Consider the following 14768-nt stretch of genomic DNA (forward strand, 5'->3'; position numbering starts at 1 on the left):
CCGCCGCCGGCGCCCTCAGGCGTCGAGGGCGGCGAACTGCCCGGGCCGGCGGCCCTCCCCGGCCGGGCCGCGGTAGGCCTGGGCGACGTCCAGCCAGTGCGAGGCCTCGGCGCCGTAGGCGGTCAGGTCCAGGTCGGCACGGTGCCGGCGGCGCAGGATCAGCAGGCAGAAGTCCCAGGCCGAGCCGGTGACGTACTCGGCGGCGTCCTCGGGCCCGAAGGTCCACTTCGCGCCGGAGGGGGCGACCAGGTCCAGCCGGACCGGCTCGGTCGGCGGCTCCTCGCCGTGCGCGACGTAGCCGAAGGCCCGGGTCAGCAGGCCGAAGTAGGTCAGGTGGACGATCCGGTCGGTGCGCTCGCGCTTGACCCGCAGCGCGTCGGCGACGTCCTGGCCGTGGCCGAACAGCTCCATGATCCCGGCGGTGGCCAGCACGGACGCCGGCAGCGGGGTCTGGAGCCAGGGCACCATCTGGCCCTCCATCGCGGCCAGCCCCTGGGCGCCCTTCTCCCGGTTGGTGCGCCAGCGCTGAAGGATCCCCTCGGGGCTGTCGGCCATGTACTCGGCGAGCTTGGCGTCCACCGAGCCCTGGAAGTCCACCCGGGACGGGGCCGCCTCGATCTCGAAGGCCTCGGGATCGGTCGAGGACAGCACCGCCAGGTGGGCGATGAAGGCCAGGTGGGCGATCTGGTCGGCGACGGTCCAGCCGGGGGAGGGGGTCGGGGTCGCCCAGCCGGGGCCGTCCAGGCCGGCGACCAGCCGGTCCAGCGCGTCGCCCTCGGCGGCCAGGTCGGCGTACACATCGTTCTGTCCGGTCATAGCGGATCCTTTCCACACGGAAGTCGGCGCGAGCTGGCGGACACCGGTGCGCCCCGCCGGCGGCGCCGGGCCGCGGAACGGAGGTGAACGGGGGGCGTGCGCGGACGGGGCGCACCGGGAATCCGAGTCGAGTATCTGGCCGGGCTTCGCAGCCGGGCTTCTCCTGACGTGCGGAACCGCACCGGCAGGCACGCGGCAATCCCGAAGATGCCGGCGCCCCGGCGGCGATCGGAGGATGGGATCGTGGCCGGCACCCGGCCGCCTGTGTGATCGGACTTCGATCAGCCCACTGAAAGGCGGAAGACATGACCCAGACCACCCCGGAGACCGCTGCCGACACCGCGGCGGTGCACGCGCTCGTCGACCAGCTGGAGGTCGCCTGGTCCGAGCACGACGCCAAGAAGTTCGCCGACCTGTTCGCGCCGGCCGGCACCGTGGTGCTGCCGGGCGACATCCTGCTCGACGGGCGCGCGCACATCCAGGGCTTCATGGCCCAGGCCTATCAGGGCCCTTACAAGGGTACCAAGGTCACCGGCCGCCCGCTGGTCACCCACTTCCACACCGCCGACACCGCGATCATGGTCACTGAGGGCGGCGTGCTGGCCCCCGGGGAGACCGAGGTGGCGCCGCAGCGCGCCATCCGGGCCACCTGGGTGTGCGTGAAGCTCCAGGGCAAGTGGCTGCTCGCCGCGTACCAGAACAGCCCGCTCAACGTGCCGGCGGCCTGACAGCGCTTCGGCGCCGTGGCGGCCGGGTGCCCGCGGCCGCCGGTCCGGATCCGGTCGGCCGGTGCGGGGCGGCGGCAGAGGGGCCGCCGCCGGCGTCGCGTGCGCGCTGCCTTCGGCGCGGGCGCGGGCCGACCGGTGCGGGAGATGGCCCGGACGTCATGACGTCCGGGCCATCCGGCGTGTCCGGGACGCGGCGGCGTGCGTGCGGGAAAGGGTCGTCGATCCCTTGTACTCCGGCACTGTTTCGTCCCGCGCACGCCGTGCCCGTTCCATCGCGGTGAGTTTCGCGCGCGAACCGAGTCTTCTTCTTAGCGCGCCCGGCCGGGGAGCGCGGCGGCGGCTGCCTCCGCCGCGGGACGAGACGCTCCTCGGCCGAGCCGTACGTACCCATGCCGACGTTGCCGATCGGAGCCGAGCATCGAACACCTCGCGACGCAAGACTGCTGTTCTGCCCCCGCCGATCGTGCCGGCCCCGAGCCGGCCGGCTGACCTGCTGAGTGTTCCGGCGCCGCCGCCTTGGCCTTGGCTGCGGTCCGCGCCGCCGCCGTGTTCACCGGCGGTGCGATGACGCCGCCCGCGCCCGCCCCGCGCCGCTGCCCGCCCGAGATCGGCTGCCGGGGGAGTTGAGCACGTTGCGAGAAACGTCGGCCTGCTCGGTATCCGACGATGTAACTCGACAGTAATCACACCTTCGGCATCGCCACTGCCACCGGCAGCGGACAGACGACGGCGAACCCGCGCGTCGAGCGTCATCGCCCGCTGGGTCGTCACCGAGGAGGCGATCGCCACCACAAGCCACAGATGATCGGTCCGCGCCGCCTCGGCCATCCCTCTCGCCGCGCCGGTCAGGCCGTCCTGGCCCTCGGCCGGGGCCGTAGTAGGGTCGGCTCCATGAACGGCCCTGATCTGCAGCGGTCGGTTACGGCCCACTACAACCGGGTACTCTGAGATAATACTGAGGGGCCTCCCCATGGCATACGATGCCGACGCCTTCACCCGCAGCGCCTCCTCGGCCTGGCAACCGGTTCCACACTACGTCGCCTACCGCAACACGCGCGAGCGTGTCACCGCTCTGATCCAGGCCCACCCGGACTCCGAGCGCCGGCCGGTGCCGGCCTGTCCGGGCTGGACCGTCGGCCGCCTGCTGGCCCACCTGGTCGAGAACTGCCGCCTCGCGGAGACGAACACCGCCACCCCCGAGCTGTCGGACCGGCCGATGTGCCTGGAGGCGCCGGGGCCGGGCGAGCTGTTGAGCGAGTGGGTCCGCAGCGCCGCCGTCGTCGAGCAGGCGGTGGCCGCTCTGCCGGGCCCGGCGGCCGGGTCCCTGCTGCTCATGGACGCCTTCACCCATGAGTACGACGCGCGGGTCGCGCTCGACGCGCCGCTGCCCCACGACCACCCCGCCTTCCCCGGGGCCTTCGAGGTGGCGCTGACCGGCTTCGCCGGCGCGGTCCTGTGGCGCGGGTTGCCGCCGATACGCATCGAGACCGAGGACTTCTCCCGGAACATCGGCAAGGGCCGGCCGGCCGCGGTCGTGCGCGGCAGCCGAGTGGAGGTGTACCGCTCGCTGGTCGGGCGCCGCACGCCCTACCAGATCGCCGCCCTGGACTGGAGCACGGACCCGCGGCCGTGGATGCCGGCCTTCGGGTGGGGTCCGTTCACCCCGCCGGCGGAGACGGTAGAACGCTGAGACGCCACGGGCCCTGTGCGCGCGTCCTATATATAAGGACAGCGCACAGGGTCCGTGGCGTCAGGTCCGGCGTCCAGTACAGATTCGGCGTCGAGTACAGATCTGGCGTCGAGTACAGATCCTGCGTCCAGTACAGATCCGGCGTCCGGTTCAGCGGGCGGCGGCGCGCGCGAACTCGCGGGTGGCCCGCCGTCCGCCGGCCGCGCCCGACGGGGACGGGGCGCCGTAGACGACCTGGACACCGCGCTCCCGCAGGGCCGCGACGATCCCGGGCACCGCGCGCTCGGCCAGCGCCGCGATGGTGAAGGCGGGGTTGACCGTCAGGCCGGCCGGTACCGCCGAGCCGTCGGTCACGAAGATCCCCGGGTGCCCGCGCAGCTCGTGCCGGTCGTCCAGGGCCGAGGTCGCCGGGTCGTCGCCGATCCGGCAGGACGCCAGCGGGTGCACCGTGTAGGCGCCGATCACGTCGTTGGTCCAGGGCAGGACCTCGGCCAGGCCGTCCTTCTCCAGGATCTCCCGTACGTCGGCGTCGGACTTCTCCCAGCCGCGCAGTGTGTTGTCGGTCGGCTCGTAGGAGATCGTGCCGAAGCCGAACATCTGCTGGGAGAAGCGGTTCGCGTTGCCGGTGGGCGGTGGCGCGCCGAAGACCCCTTCGTTGTCGTCCTCGGACATGGTGAAGATGGTCAGCCAGGACTTCCAGTCCCGCAGCAGCTCCTTCTTGCCCGGCCCGAACCAGCTGGGCCCGTCGGCGCCGGGGACCTGGGCCAGCACGGTGCCCAGGCCCGGCGGGAAGTACAGCTGCTCCAGCGAGTAGCGCTCGAATTCCGGACGGGAGCCGTCCAGCCGGTCCCAGGAGGCCACCGTGGGCCCGCGGCCGATCTGGTAGGCCTGGTACGCGCGGCCGTCCCCGCGGTCCAGGCCCAGCAGGTCGCGGGCCTTGTCCTCGTCGATCACGGCGGTGTTCAGCCGCTCGCCGTTGCCCGAGAAGTACCGGCCCACGGCGTGCGGCATCGTGCCCAGGGCGGGTTCGGAGCGTTGCAGGATCACCGGGGTGGCACCGGCGCCGGCGGCCACGATGACGACCTTCGCGTCCACCGTCCCGCCGCCGGTCACCACCCGGTAGTCGACCTCGTCGACGGTGTTGTAGTGCACGCGGTAGCCGCCGTCGGCGAGCCGGGTGATCCGCTGCACCTCGTGCAGCGGCCGGATCTCGGCGCCGTGTTCGAGTGCGGCCGGCAGGTAGTTCAGCAGCAGCGAGCGCTTTGCGTCGAACCGGCAGCCCGACATCATCCAGTTGCAGTTGGTGCACAGGTCCGAGTCGACCGCCGCCGGGACCGGGTTGCAGGTGCGCCCGGCGTGGTCGCACGCCGCGGCCCACAGCCCGCCGGCGTAGGTGGTGGTGTCCCAGCTCGCCTGGCTGATCGGCAGCGCCTCCTCCACCCGCTCGTACCAGGGCTCCAGGGCGTCGCGGGTGATCGCGGCCGGCCACAGCCGGTGCCCGATCGACCCCTGCCGGTCGAAGACGAACCGCGGCGCCCGCGGCATGGCGGCGAAGTACACCACGCTGCCGCCGCCGACGCAGTTGCCGCTCAGCACGCTCATCCCCTGGCCGACCACGAACTCGAACACCCGGGTCGAGGACGTGCCCAGCCGCAGGTCGTGGTCGAACTCCTCGGCGGCCAGCCACGGCCCGCGTTCCAGGACCAGCACCCGCGCACCGCCGGCGGCGAGGTGGTAGGCGGGGATGGACCCGCCGAACCCGCTGCCGATGATGAGTACGTCGGTGGATTCCACGCTCCCGGCGGTCATTTCAGGCTCCCGTTCTCCAGCGTGTCGGGGTGCAGCTTGGACAGTGGCCTGCGATAGGAGTAGTCGGGGAAGCGCCACAGGCCGTCGGCGTCGGGGGTCTCGAACCGCATCAGGGTCAGGCCCGGATGCCCCTCGGCGAGGGCTTCGGTGGTCGGCAGGTGGGCCCCGGTGTCGAAGGCCATGTAGCAGAACAACGCCAACCCGGTCCACAGCTCCTTCTCCGGATGGCCGACGGCCGTCAGCACGTTCAGTACGGCGGTACGGTCCGCCCACGGGAGCGCCGTGAACGGCGGCACTTCCTCGTCGGTGGGCAGGCCCACCCGGTCGCGGTGGTGCTCGGCATGGATGTTGAGCGCGGCGACCACGTCGTCGAGCGCCGGGGCCATGCCGCCCTCGGGCATTTCCAAGACGGCGAGCGCTCCGGCCTGCACGGATCCGCCGCCGGTGGAGACGCCCGCGATCGCCCGGTCCCCGGGCCAGCGTTTCTCTCCCGGGATGACGGTGTCCGCGAACGCCTCAAGGGTCAGTGTCCGTACGTCCGGAGCACGCTCGACAGAGGACTCTTCCACGCGTTCCTCCCTGTGGTCTGGTCTGGCAGACCGCGGTGGGCCGCGGCGATCCGCGGCCCGGTCTCATCATCGGAACTGCCCTTCGGGCCGGGCATCCTCCGGATTGCCCCGCTGCGCGCCGGGCGCGATCACCGGCGGTGGCGGATCGCACACAGCCGGTCTGGGCTCGGGGTGTGGGTACAGCCGTGGGGCGGAAGATACCGCAAGTGAGTAATCCTTCTCCTGGACCCGGTGAGTTTCGCGATCGACCGGAGTCCTTACCTGTGAGTGCGAAAATCCCCGCCGACGCCACGCCGGCGGACGCAGGCGAGGAGGACAAGATGGCCGACACGAACGGCGGGGTCGCGGTGACCCCGCGGACAGCCGTCGACCGGGCCCGTCCGGCCACCCCGCGCGACGACGAGGAGTTCATCCGGCTGGTCGAGCCGCACCGCCGCGAACTGCTGGTGCACTGCTACCGCATGCTCGGCTCGGTCCACGACGCCGAGGACCTGGTGCAGGAGACGTATCTGCGGGCCTGGCGCGGCTACGACCGGTTCGAAGGGCGCTCCTCGCTGCGCATCTGGCTGTACCGGATCGCGACCAGCGCCTGCCTGAGCGCCTTGGAGCACCGCAGCCGCCGGGTGCTGCCGACGGGCCTGGGCGGGCCGAACCCGGACGCCGACCGGCCCGGGCCCGCGCCCGGCGGCGGCGAGGTGCAGTGGCTCCAGCCGCTCCCGGATCTGCTGGTGAGCGACCCGGCGGCGATCGTGGCCGTCCGGGACTCGGTGCGCCTGGCGTTCGTCGCGGCGCTCCAGCATCTGTCGGCCAAGCAGCGCGCGGTGCTGATCCTGCGCGATGTGATGGAGTGGCCCGCCGCCGAGGTCGCCGACCTGCTCGGGACCACGACGATCGCCGTGAACAGCGCGCTGCGGCGGGCCCGAGCCCAGCTGGAGAAGGCGGCGCCGAGCGATGAGGAGCTGACCGAGCCGGACGATCCGCGGCGCCGGGCGATGATCGAGCAGTACACGGCGGCCTTCGAGAACGCCGACGTTCCCGGGCTGGTCCGGCTGCTGCGCGAGGAGGTCGTGCTGGAGATGCCGCCGAACCTGTTCTGGTTCGAAGGACGTGAGCCCGTCGGCCGCTTCCTGGGCACCAACGTGCTCGGCGGGCCCGCGTTCGCCATGCTCACCATCGCGGCGAACGGCCAGGAGGCCGCCGCCGGCTACCGGGCCGGGCCGGACGGGCGCTGGCACGCCCACGCGATCCAGGTGCTGACCATCACCACCACGGGTATCTCCCACATCGTCTCGTTCAACGATCCGGGCCTGTTCGCCGGCTTCGGGCTGCCCGCCGTGCTGGACGGCGTGTCCGGTGCCGGCCCATGGCGGCGCTGAGGCCCTCGGACGGTCTGTTCGAGCAGGTGGCCGCCTATACCGACGAGGCGATGTCGGTGGTCACCGGGGGAGACCTGTCCGCACCCACGCCCTGTTCGCAGTGGAATCTGCTGGACCTGATGCGGCACCTGAGCACCTCGCTCGGCGTTCTCATCCAGACCCTCCAAGACGGCCGCCCCGACCTGCTCGGCGCGGTCCGGTGCGCCACCGGGACCCGGCCCTACGCCGCCGATCTTCTCCTCGCCGACGACGTCGGCACCGTGCTCGCCACGGCCGTGCGGTACCGGACCGAACGCCTGGTGCGGGTCCACGAGGCCCTGCGCCGGGGCGAGGGTCCGGACGACGTCCTGGTCGGCGCGCATCCGCTGCCCCGCGACCTGGTCGCCGCGGCCGGGGCGGTGGAGTTGGCGGTGCACAGCTGGGACATCGCGACCGCGTGTGGCAGGACGCTGCCGATCCCGGACGCTCCCGCTCTCGAACTGCTGGAGCTGTCCGCGCTGGTCGTCGACGGGGTCGGGAGACTGGGGCTGTTCGCCTCCGCGGTGGCGGTACCGCCGCGGACGCCTCCCGGCGATCGGCTGGTCGCCTTGCTCGGCCGTACGCCGGCCTGATCCGCGTCTGGTTCCGGCCCGAGACCGTGCCCCGCGACCGGGGCCGGCGCCGCGCCGCGACCGGGTACGGCGCCGGCGGCGGACTAGAACCGCCGGCGTGTCAGGCGTGTGTCGACAAGCCGACCGACGGACTACGGATCCCTCAGGCGACCCGGTGCAGTTCGGTCAGCTCCCAGTTGTCGAGCTCGGGCAGCGCGCGAAGGATCGGCGGATCGAGGAACCCCGAAGGCCGCAGTGTCATCTCGCCCACCGGCACGTTCACGTGCGCGTCCACCTGGTGGTGGCCGTGCTCGCCGAGCAGTGCCGGACGGCGTTGCCAGGGAAGGGATTCGGCCTGCCGGAGTTCGACGGCGGCCGCGCGCAGGTACCAGGTTCCGGTCGGCACGTCCCGCAGCACGAACGGGCCCGGGGCCTGGAGGACTTCACAGGCCACCGGGATGCCCTCGACGACCGGGCTCGGGAACAGTCCGACATAGACCCGGAGCAGATCCGCGCTCTCAGGGAACGATAATGCCCCGGACACCTCCCCGTGCGGACCGGGACCGGGCACTGGCACCATGTCCAACACGGAGTGCGTGCCGGCCAGCGACATCGTCCGGTAGCGGCCCGGTGAGGCGCCGACGCTGCGGGTGAATCTGCTGGTGAAGGTCCCCAGGCTGTTGTAGCCTACGGCGTAGGCGACCTCGGTCACGCTCATCTCCGTTTCCAACAGCAGGTTTTTGGCCCTGAACAATCGGATGGCGGACAAGAAGCGCCCGGGCGAGGTGCCGGTCAGGGACCTGAACACCCGGGAGAAGTAGAATTTGCTGAGGATCGCGGAGTCGGCGATCTCGTCCAGCGACAGCGGATCGGCGTAGCGGTTCCACATGGTGGAGATCGCTTGTTCGGCAGCGAAACGTGTGATGTCCATTGCCACTCCAATGGTGCACTCGACACTCGTGACACGGCGGGTGGTCGGCAATCCTCCGTCGACCCCTGGCACGTCTGCACCCCCGCGGCCGCGTGGACGCCGGGTGCGCCGGCGGTACCGGGCTGCCGTGGTGGGCTGGGCCAGCAGGGTTTTGCTAACGGCGAAGAAACGCCTGTTCAGGGTTGAGGGGCCGCCGGTGCGCGGGACGATGGCGCGGCAAACCAGGATCCGACGGCAGAGCCCGAAGGGTGAAGCCGTCTAGGCGGTGGACGGTGCGGACGCAGAGTCGTGGATATGGCGCCCTGCCTGGCAGCACACCCGCAACATCGGCCAGCATACCCAAAACAATTGGATTGTCACGGTGCGCGACCTGTCTTGCTTGCGGTGATTGACGCCCCTTTGCGGCATACCGCGATCGGCGCCGACGGCCCGGCCCCGACCTGCGATCCCAATACTCTGACAACAGTGTTGCCAGGTCGGCGGGGTCCGGTGCCGCCCGGGGATGCCGCCCGCCCCACCCCCGGGAGATCGTCCTACTTTCTCAGGATTCTGATACAGCGGCGGTGCTGAGCCTCCCTCGGGCAATCAGGGAGATGTCGCGGCCGCGCCGGTCCACTGATGCTGGCGCCAGCGCCCGACTCGGCGTTTCCTCGACGGGAGGCCGCATCATGCCCACTTTCCTCGGCACCGCGCGCCGGATGGCGCTGACCCCGGCTCTGGACGCGGTCACCATCGGCAAACGCGGCTTCCCGGGGGCCGACTCGCCCGCGGCGAGCCGGCTGGACCTGGTCCCGCAGACCGTGATCTGCGGCTTCGAATGGGCCATCGAGGCGCGCAGCATGGCCCACGTGCAGCGCCGGCTCAGCGTCGTCGACCCCGAACTGCGGGGGTTCGCCTATGAGGGCGCGACGATGGCGTACACGGTGCGCGACGCCTTCGGCGGCCACCGCACCCGCGACCTGCTGCTCGACACCGGCGCGCCGCACCTGTTCGTGGCCTACATCGGCATCGGGTTCGCCATGGCCCGCCTGCCCCGGCGGCTGTGGAGCAAGGTCGTCCCCGACCTCGGCGACACCAGGTACCACCCGACGATGAGCTGGCTGGCCGTCGACGGCTACGGATTCGACCGCGCCTACTTCGACACCGACAAGTGGATCGGCCGCCAGTATCTCCCGGCCCCCTACCCTTGGGCCGGGGCCCCGCACTACTTTCCACGAGCGCTCGACCAGGGCATCGGCCGGGCGCTGTGGTTCATGCACGGCGCCCGGCCCGAGGGGGTGGCCGGGGCGGTCGGCCGGTTCGCCCCGGCCCGGCAGGCGGACCTGTGGAGCGGGGCCGGCCTGGCCGCCTCGTTCGCAGGGGGCTGCGACGCCGAGGGCTACGACCGGCTCCGGGAGCTGGCCGGCCCGCACCACGGGCAGCTGGCGCTGGGCGCGGTCCTGGCCGCGAAGGCGCGCGACTATGCCGGCCACGTCCCGGACTACACCTCGACCGCGGTCCAGGTGCTCGGCGGCGTGTCCGTCGCCGACGCCTCGGCCCTGGCCGACGAGGCCTCCTCGGCCGGCGAGGCGCCCGGGCCCGAGCCGTCCTACGAGTTGTGGCGGCGGGCCATCCGCGCGCACTTCGAGGCCGGTGCCCGGGCAACGTCCAAGTAGCCGCGCGCCGCGCCGCCTGGCGAGGATGCGAACGGAACTCACCACAAGAACCTGAACGGTCCGGCGCCCGCCGGACCTTGTCTAGGAGGTCCGCGTTGTCCGCGACGAGCATCCAAGCGCCGGTCGTCCGGCGGCCGCCGGGCCCATCCCGGGCCGCGGCCCTCGGGCTGCTGCCGAGAATGGTGCGCAACCGGCTGGAGGTGATGGCGTGGGCGGTGGCCGAGTACGGCGAGGCGGTCCGCGTCCCCCTCGGTCCCAAGACCCTGTATCTGTTCAACCATCCCGACCACGCCCGCCACGTCCTGGCCGACAACGCGGCGAACTACACCAAGGGCATCGGCCTGACCCACGCCCGCCGGGTGATCGGCGACGGCCTGCTGACCAGTGAGGGCGAGCTGTGGCGCAAGCAGCGCCGGGTGATCCAGCCGGTGTTCCAGGCCAAACGCCTGGCGCGCCAGGTGGACGCGATCGCGCTGGAGGCCGAGGCGCTGGTGGACCGGCTGCGCGAGCGGGCCGGCCAGGGCCCGGTGGACATGCGCCAGGAGATGACCGCCCTGACCCTCGGGGTGCTCGGACGCACCCTGATCGACGCCGACCTCGGCGCCTTCGAGGCGATCGGCGAGGCCTTCGAGACGGTCCAGGACCAGGCGATGTTCGAGATGATGTCGCTGGGCACGGTCCCGTTGTGGCTGCCGCTGCCGCGCACGCTGCGGTTCCGGAAGGCCAAGCGGTACCTACAAGAGGTGACCGACTCCCTGGCCGCGGACCGGGCGGCGCACCCGGACGGGTTCGGCGACGACGTCGTCTCCCGGCTCATCGAGTCGGTGGCCGACGAACCCGACCGGAACGCCGGGCGCGAACGCATGCGCGATGAGTTGGTCACCTTGCTGCTGGCCGGGCACGAGACGACGGCCAGCACCCTGAGTTGGGCGCTGCACCTGCTCGACCGGCATCCCGAGGTCCGGGAGCGGGTGCATCAAGAGGCGGTGGAGGTCTTCTCCCGCGGCCCATTGGACTCCGCCGCGCTGCACGGCTTCACCTATACCTCGATGGTCCTGGAGGAGGTCATGCGGATGTACCCGCCGGTATGGCTGCTGACCCGGATCGCGCGGGAACCGGACCGGATCGGCGGCTTCACCGTGCCGGCCGGCGCGGATGTGATCATCAGTCCTTATCTGCTGCACCGCAACGCCGCGTTCTGGCCGGACCCGGAGCGCTTCGACCCGGAGCGGTTCGCCTCGGCGTCCAGGGCGGGCCGCGAGCGCTACTCCTATATACCGTTCGGCGCCGGACCGCGGTTCTGCGTCGGCAACAACCTCGGCATGATGGAGGCCACGATCGTGCTCGCGGCCCTGTGCCGCGACCTGCGCCTGGCCTCGGTGCCCGGCCGGCCGGTCGAGGGCGAGCCGATGCTGACGCTGCGGGTGCGCGGCGGCCTGCCGATGACCGTGGCGGCCCGCTGAGGCCGCCGATCGCGGCCGATCGCCGCCGGACCGGCGAAGTCACCGGTTCCGACCCGGTGACTTCGCGGCGTCCGCGCGGTCTCCATATCTGGCGGGTGACACTCCCGCCGCGCGCCCGGTGTGGCCGAACACCGGACGCCTCCTTCTCGCCGCCTCCGCTGTTGGCACAGGCGGGGGCGGCGAGAGCCAGAAGCGATCACTGAGAACTGATCGCCGAGAACTGATCACTGAGAACTGAGGAGCCTGCCATGCCAACTTCGGATCTGACCGGGACCACCGCGCTCGTCACCGGCGCGGCGGGGGGATTCGGCCGCGCGGTGACCTCGGCCCTGGTCGCGGCCGGGGCCCAGGTGGTCACGGTGGTCCGGGACCAGGGCGCGGCCGCCGGCCTGACCGAGGAGTTCGGCGCGTCCGTCACCCCCGCAGTGGCCGACGCCGCCGACCCGGTGGCCGCCGGACGCCTGCTCGACACGTACCGGCCCCGCACCGTGGTGCTCAACGCCGGAGTGGTCCCACTGGGCCGGGCACTGCAATTGCACACCTGGGAGTCGTTCAGCCGGCCCTGGGAGGTGGACGTCAAGCAGGCGTTCAGCTGGGCCCGCGAGGCACTGTTGCTGCCTTTGGAACCGGGCAGCACCGTGGTGTCGGTCTCCAGCGGCGCCGCGATCGGCGGATCCCCGCTCAGCGGCGGCTACGCCGGCGCCAAGGCGACCGTCCGCTTCGTCTCCGCCTACGCGGCCGGCGAGGCCGAGCGTGCCGCCCTGGGCATCCGCTTCGTGGCGGTGCTGCCGACGCTGTCGCCCGGGACGGCGGTCGGCGCCGGCGGCGCCGCCGCATACGCGGCCCGCCAGGGCGTGCCGGTGGCCGACTTCGTGGCGGGCATGGGGCCGACGCTGACGCCGGAGCACGTGGGCAAGGCGGTGCTGGACATCGCTTCGGACACCTCGTTCGACCAGCTCGCGTACCTGCTGAAGCCCAACGGACCGGCGGCGCTGTAGCCGTCGTGCGGTGCGGCGGCGGCGCACCGCCGCCGCACCGTTTCATGGGCGTCCCGGGAACTGTCCCGCGGGCGCCCTATTCGAGTTCGGACTGCCAGAGCAGTTCGTCCGGGGTCAGGTTCTCGACCGGCGCCGGGTCATCAGGCTTGCGGTAAGGGCGGCCCTGGCCGGCCAAGCCGACGATGGATAATCCCCATACGGCGTATTTCGCCAGCCAGAGCGCCGACTTCGCCACCGCTCGTGCCGCACGGGCCGGGGTCACGGCACCACCTCCGCTCAGCTGTCACCGGGCTCTGTTTGACAGGGCTCTGTTCGGCAGGGCTCTTACTCGCCGGGCTCTGATTCACCGGTGCTGATTCGCAGGACTCTGCTGTCGCCGACCAGCATTTCCCGGCGCGGGTCGGCTCGGCTTCTTCGACGCTGCCGCCCGTGCGCCTGCGCACCTGCCCAAGCCTTGCGCGCCCGGCACCGGGCAATGTGGAAGGCGTGTCCCATTCGGCCCGCGGCTAGCTTGACCTCATTGGTTGGGTGTTCAACCGCCACTGTCCAGGGGAGGGCCGGCCGGTGTTCAGTCGTGTCGCCATCGTCAACCGTGGTGAGGCCGCGATGCGGCTTGTCCATGCGGTCCGTGAGTTGAGTGCGCAAAGTGGCGTGTTGATCGAGACTGTCGCCTTGCACACCGATGTGGACCGGGATGCCACCTTCGTTCGTGAGGCCGATATCGCCTACGATCTGGGTCCGGCTGCTGCGCGGCCTTATCTTGATTTGAAGTTGTTGGAGCGGGCGCTGGTGGAGTGTGGCGCGGATGCGGCGTGGGTGGGTTGGGGGTTTGTCGCGGAGGATCCGGCGTTCGCAGAGCTTTGCGACCGGATCGGTGTGACGTTCATCGGTCCGGATGCTGAGGCGATGCGTTCGCTCGGGGACAAGATCGGCGCGAAGTTGATCGCCGAGGAGGTGGGTGTGCCGGTGGCGCCGTGGAGTCGCGGCGCGGTGGAGACGCTGGAGTCGGCGGTCCAGGCGGCGGGGCGGATCGGGTATCCGCTGATGTTGAAGGCTACTGCCGGTGGTGGGGGGCGCGGGATCCGGGTGATCACCGGCGAGGCTGAGCTGGTCGATGCGTATGAGCGGACCAGTCAGGAGGCGGCGCGGGCGTTCGGCTCCGGTGTGGTGTTCCTGGAGCGTTTGGTGACTGGGGCGCGGCATGTCGAGGTGCAGGTGATCGCCGATGGTCAGGGCACGGCGTGGGCGTTGGGTGTGCGTGATTGTTCGGTGCAGCGGCGTAATCAGAAGGTGATTGAGGAGTCGGCTTCGCCGGTGCTGAGCCCGGAGCAGGTCGCGGAGTTGAAGTCTTCGGCGGAGCGGTTGGCGGTGCGGGTGGGTTATCGGGGTGCGGCGACGGTGGAGTTTCTGTATCACCCCGGGGATCGGCAGTTCGCGTTTCTGGAGGTCAACACCCGGCTTCAGGTGGAGCATCCGATCACGGAGTTGACTACCGGTTTCGATCTGGTCAAGGCGCAGTTGCATGTGGCCGGCGGGGGCCGGTTGGAGGGTGCGCCGCCGGCTGAGCGTGGGCATGCTATCGAGGCGCGGCTTAATGCTGAGGATCCGGATCGTGATTTCGCTCCGTCTCCGGGTCGGATTGCGCGGTTGGATCTGCCGTCGGGTCCGGGGATCCGGGTGGATACCGGGGTGTCTGAGGGTGACACGATTCCGGCTGATTTCGATTCGATGATCGCGAAGGTGATTGCCTACGGCCGGGATCGTGGCGAGGCTTTGGGGCGGTTGCGTCGGGCGATGGCTGAGACTTCGGTGGTGATCGAGGGCGGTACCACCAACAAGAGTTTCGTGCTGGATTTGTTGGATCAGCCGGAGGTGATCGATGCCTCGGCTGACACCGGCTGGATTGATCGGGTTCGGGCTGAGGGCCGGTTGGTTTCGCACCGCAACGCCGCGGTGGCGTTGGCCGCCGCCGCGATCGACGCCTACGAGGACGAGGAACAGGTGGAGCGGGCCCGGCTGTTGGCTACTGCCTCTGGTGGGCGTCCGCAGGTGCAGCATGAGTCGGGTCGGCCGTTGGATTTGAAGTTGCGTGGTGTGGGTTACCGGGTGCGGGTGGCGCAGGTCGGCGCGTCCCGGTTCCGGG

At 71.4% G+C, this 14768-nt stretch carries 13 protein-coding genes; 8 read left to right on the top strand and 5 right to left on the bottom strand.

Going from position 1 to position 14768, the window contains the following annotated elements; genetic code table 11:
- Positions 1-15: 15 nt before the first annotated feature.
- Positions 16-816 carry a TIGR03084 family metal-binding protein gene (locus IZR01_RS03420; RefSeq protein WP_194922832.1) on the bottom strand — a complete coding sequence of 267 codons (801 nt, stop codon included), beginning with the start codon at positions 814-816 and terminating at the stop codon, positions 16-18.
- Positions 817-1121: 305 nt separating this feature from the next.
- On the opposite strand from IZR01_RS03420, the gene IZR01_RS03425 reads away from it, so the two are divergent.
- Together IZR01_RS03425 and IZR01_RS03430 are read left to right on the top strand one after the other, a co-directional pair.
- Positions 1122-1544: an SgcJ/EcaC family oxidoreductase gene (locus IZR01_RS03425; RefSeq protein WP_194922833.1), complete on the top strand. Its 423-nt coding sequence runs from the start codon at positions 1122-1124 to the stop codon at positions 1542-1544.
- A gap of 970 nt (positions 1545-2514) precedes the next feature.
- Positions 2515-3234, top strand: a complete 720-nt coding sequence (locus tag IZR01_RS03430) for a maleylpyruvate isomerase family mycothiol-dependent enzyme (protein ID WP_194897525.1) — start codon at positions 2515-2517, stop codon at positions 3232-3234.
- Positions 3235-3384: 150 nt separating this feature from the next.
- On the opposite strand, the gene IZR01_RS03435 is transcribed toward IZR01_RS03430, so the two are convergent.
- Together IZR01_RS03435 and IZR01_RS03440 are read right to left on the bottom strand one after the other, a co-directional pair.
- Complete coding sequence (locus IZR01_RS03435; protein ID WP_194922834.1) at positions 3385-5043, bottom strand: GMC family oxidoreductase N-terminal domain-containing protein; 1659 nt, start codon at positions 5041-5043, stop codon at positions 3385-3387.
- Positions 5040-5612: a DUF5987 family protein gene (locus IZR01_RS03440; protein ID WP_194922835.1), complete on the bottom strand. Its 573-nt coding sequence runs from the start codon at positions 5610-5612 to the stop codon at positions 5040-5042. The genes IZR01_RS03435 and IZR01_RS03440 overlap by 4 nt, the downstream gene beginning before the upstream one ends.
- A gap of 320 nt (positions 5613-5932) precedes the next feature.
- On the opposite strand from IZR01_RS03440, the gene IZR01_RS03445 reads away from it, so the two are divergent.
- The gene (locus tag IZR01_RS03445; RefSeq protein ID WP_194897526.1) at positions 5933-6988 is read left to right on the top strand and encodes a sigma-70 family RNA polymerase sigma factor; all 1056 of its coding nucleotides are present in this window, start codon (positions 5933-5935) and stop codon (positions 6986-6988) included.
- Complete coding sequence (locus IZR01_RS03450) at positions 6976-7599, top strand: maleylpyruvate isomerase N-terminal domain-containing protein (protein WP_194922836.1); 624 nt, start codon at positions 6976-6978, stop codon at positions 7597-7599. Before IZR01_RS03445 ends, IZR01_RS03450 begins: the two co-directional genes overlap by 13 nt.
- 142 nt (positions 7600-7741) lie before the next feature.
- Here the strand turns inward: IZR01_RS03450 and IZR01_RS03455 are convergent, their stop codons facing one another.
- On the bottom strand, positions 7742-8509 hold the full coding sequence (locus IZR01_RS03455) for a helix-turn-helix transcriptional regulator (RefSeq protein ID WP_194897521.1): 768 nt from the start codon (positions 8507-8509) through the stop codon (positions 7742-7744).
- Positions 8510-9177: 668 nt separating this feature from the next.
- Here IZR01_RS03455 and IZR01_RS03460 point away from each other — a divergent pair.
- The 3 genes from IZR01_RS03460 (at position 9178) to IZR01_RS03470 (ending at position 12625) form a co-directional block, all read left to right on the top strand.
- A complete protein-coding gene (locus IZR01_RS03460) occupies positions 9178-10164 on the top strand; it encodes a DUF1702 family protein (protein WP_194922837.1) in 987 nt (328 codons plus the stop codon).
- Between the two features lie 95 nt (positions 10165-10259).
- A complete protein-coding gene (locus IZR01_RS03465) occupies positions 10260-11627 on the top strand; it encodes a cytochrome P450 (protein ID WP_194922838.1) in 1368 nt (455 codons plus the stop codon).
- Between the two features lie 248 nt (positions 11628-11875).
- On the top strand, positions 11876-12625 hold the full coding sequence (locus tag IZR01_RS03470; protein WP_194922839.1) for an SDR family oxidoreductase: 750 nt from the start codon (positions 11876-11878) through the stop codon (positions 12623-12625).
- A gap of 76 nt (positions 12626-12701) precedes the next feature.
- Here IZR01_RS03470 and IZR01_RS03475 read toward each other — a convergent pair whose 3' ends face one another.
- Entirely contained in the window at positions 12702-12887 is a 186-nt protein-coding gene (locus tag IZR01_RS03475) for a hypothetical protein (protein WP_194897517.1), read from the bottom strand.
- Between the two features lie 302 nt (positions 12888-13189).
- On the opposite strand from IZR01_RS03475, the gene IZR01_RS03480 reads away from it, so the two are divergent.
- A partial coding sequence (locus tag IZR01_RS03480) for an acetyl-CoA carboxylase biotin carboxylase subunit (protein WP_194922840.1) occupies positions 13190-14768 on the top strand: 1579 nt, incomplete at its 3' end.

This window comes from Catenulispora pinisilvae (assembly GCF_015356865.1).
Classification (GTDB): Bacteria; Actinomycetota; Actinomycetes; order Streptomycetales; family Catenulisporaceae; genus Catenulispora; species Catenulispora pinisilvae.

Coding starts and splice junctions, on each gene's coding strand:
- IZR01_RS03460 (WP_194922837.1), top strand. CDS start 9,178: ATGCCCACTTTCCTCGGCACCGCGCGCCGGATGGCGCTGACCCCGGCT.
- IZR01_RS03445 (WP_194897526.1), top strand. CDS start 5,933: ATGGCCGACACGAACGGCGGGGTCGCGGTGACCCCGCGGACAGCCGTC.
- IZR01_RS03425 (WP_194922833.1), top strand. CDS start 1,122: ATGACCCAGACCACCCCGGAGACCGCTGCCGACACCGCGGCGGTGCAC.
- IZR01_RS03420 (WP_194922832.1), bottom strand. CDS start 816: ATGACCGGACAGAACGATGTGTACGCCGACCTGGCCGCCGAGGGCGAC.
- IZR01_RS03430 (WP_194897525.1), top strand. CDS start 2,515: ATGGCATACGATGCCGACGCCTTCACCCGCAGCGCCTCCTCGGCCTGG.
- IZR01_RS03435 (WP_194922834.1), bottom strand. CDS start 5,043: ATGACCGCCGGGAGCGTGGAATCCACCGACGTACTCATCATCGGCAGC.
- IZR01_RS03470 (WP_194922839.1), top strand. CDS start 11,876: ATGCCAACTTCGGATCTGACCGGGACCACCGCGCTCGTCACCGGCGCG.
- IZR01_RS03455 (WP_194897521.1), bottom strand. CDS start 8,509: ATGGACATCACACGTTTCGCTGCCGAACAAGCGATCTCCACCATGTGG.
- IZR01_RS03450 (WP_194922836.1), top strand. CDS start 6,976: ATGGCGGCGCTGAGGCCCTCGGACGGTCTGTTCGAGCAGGTGGCCGCC.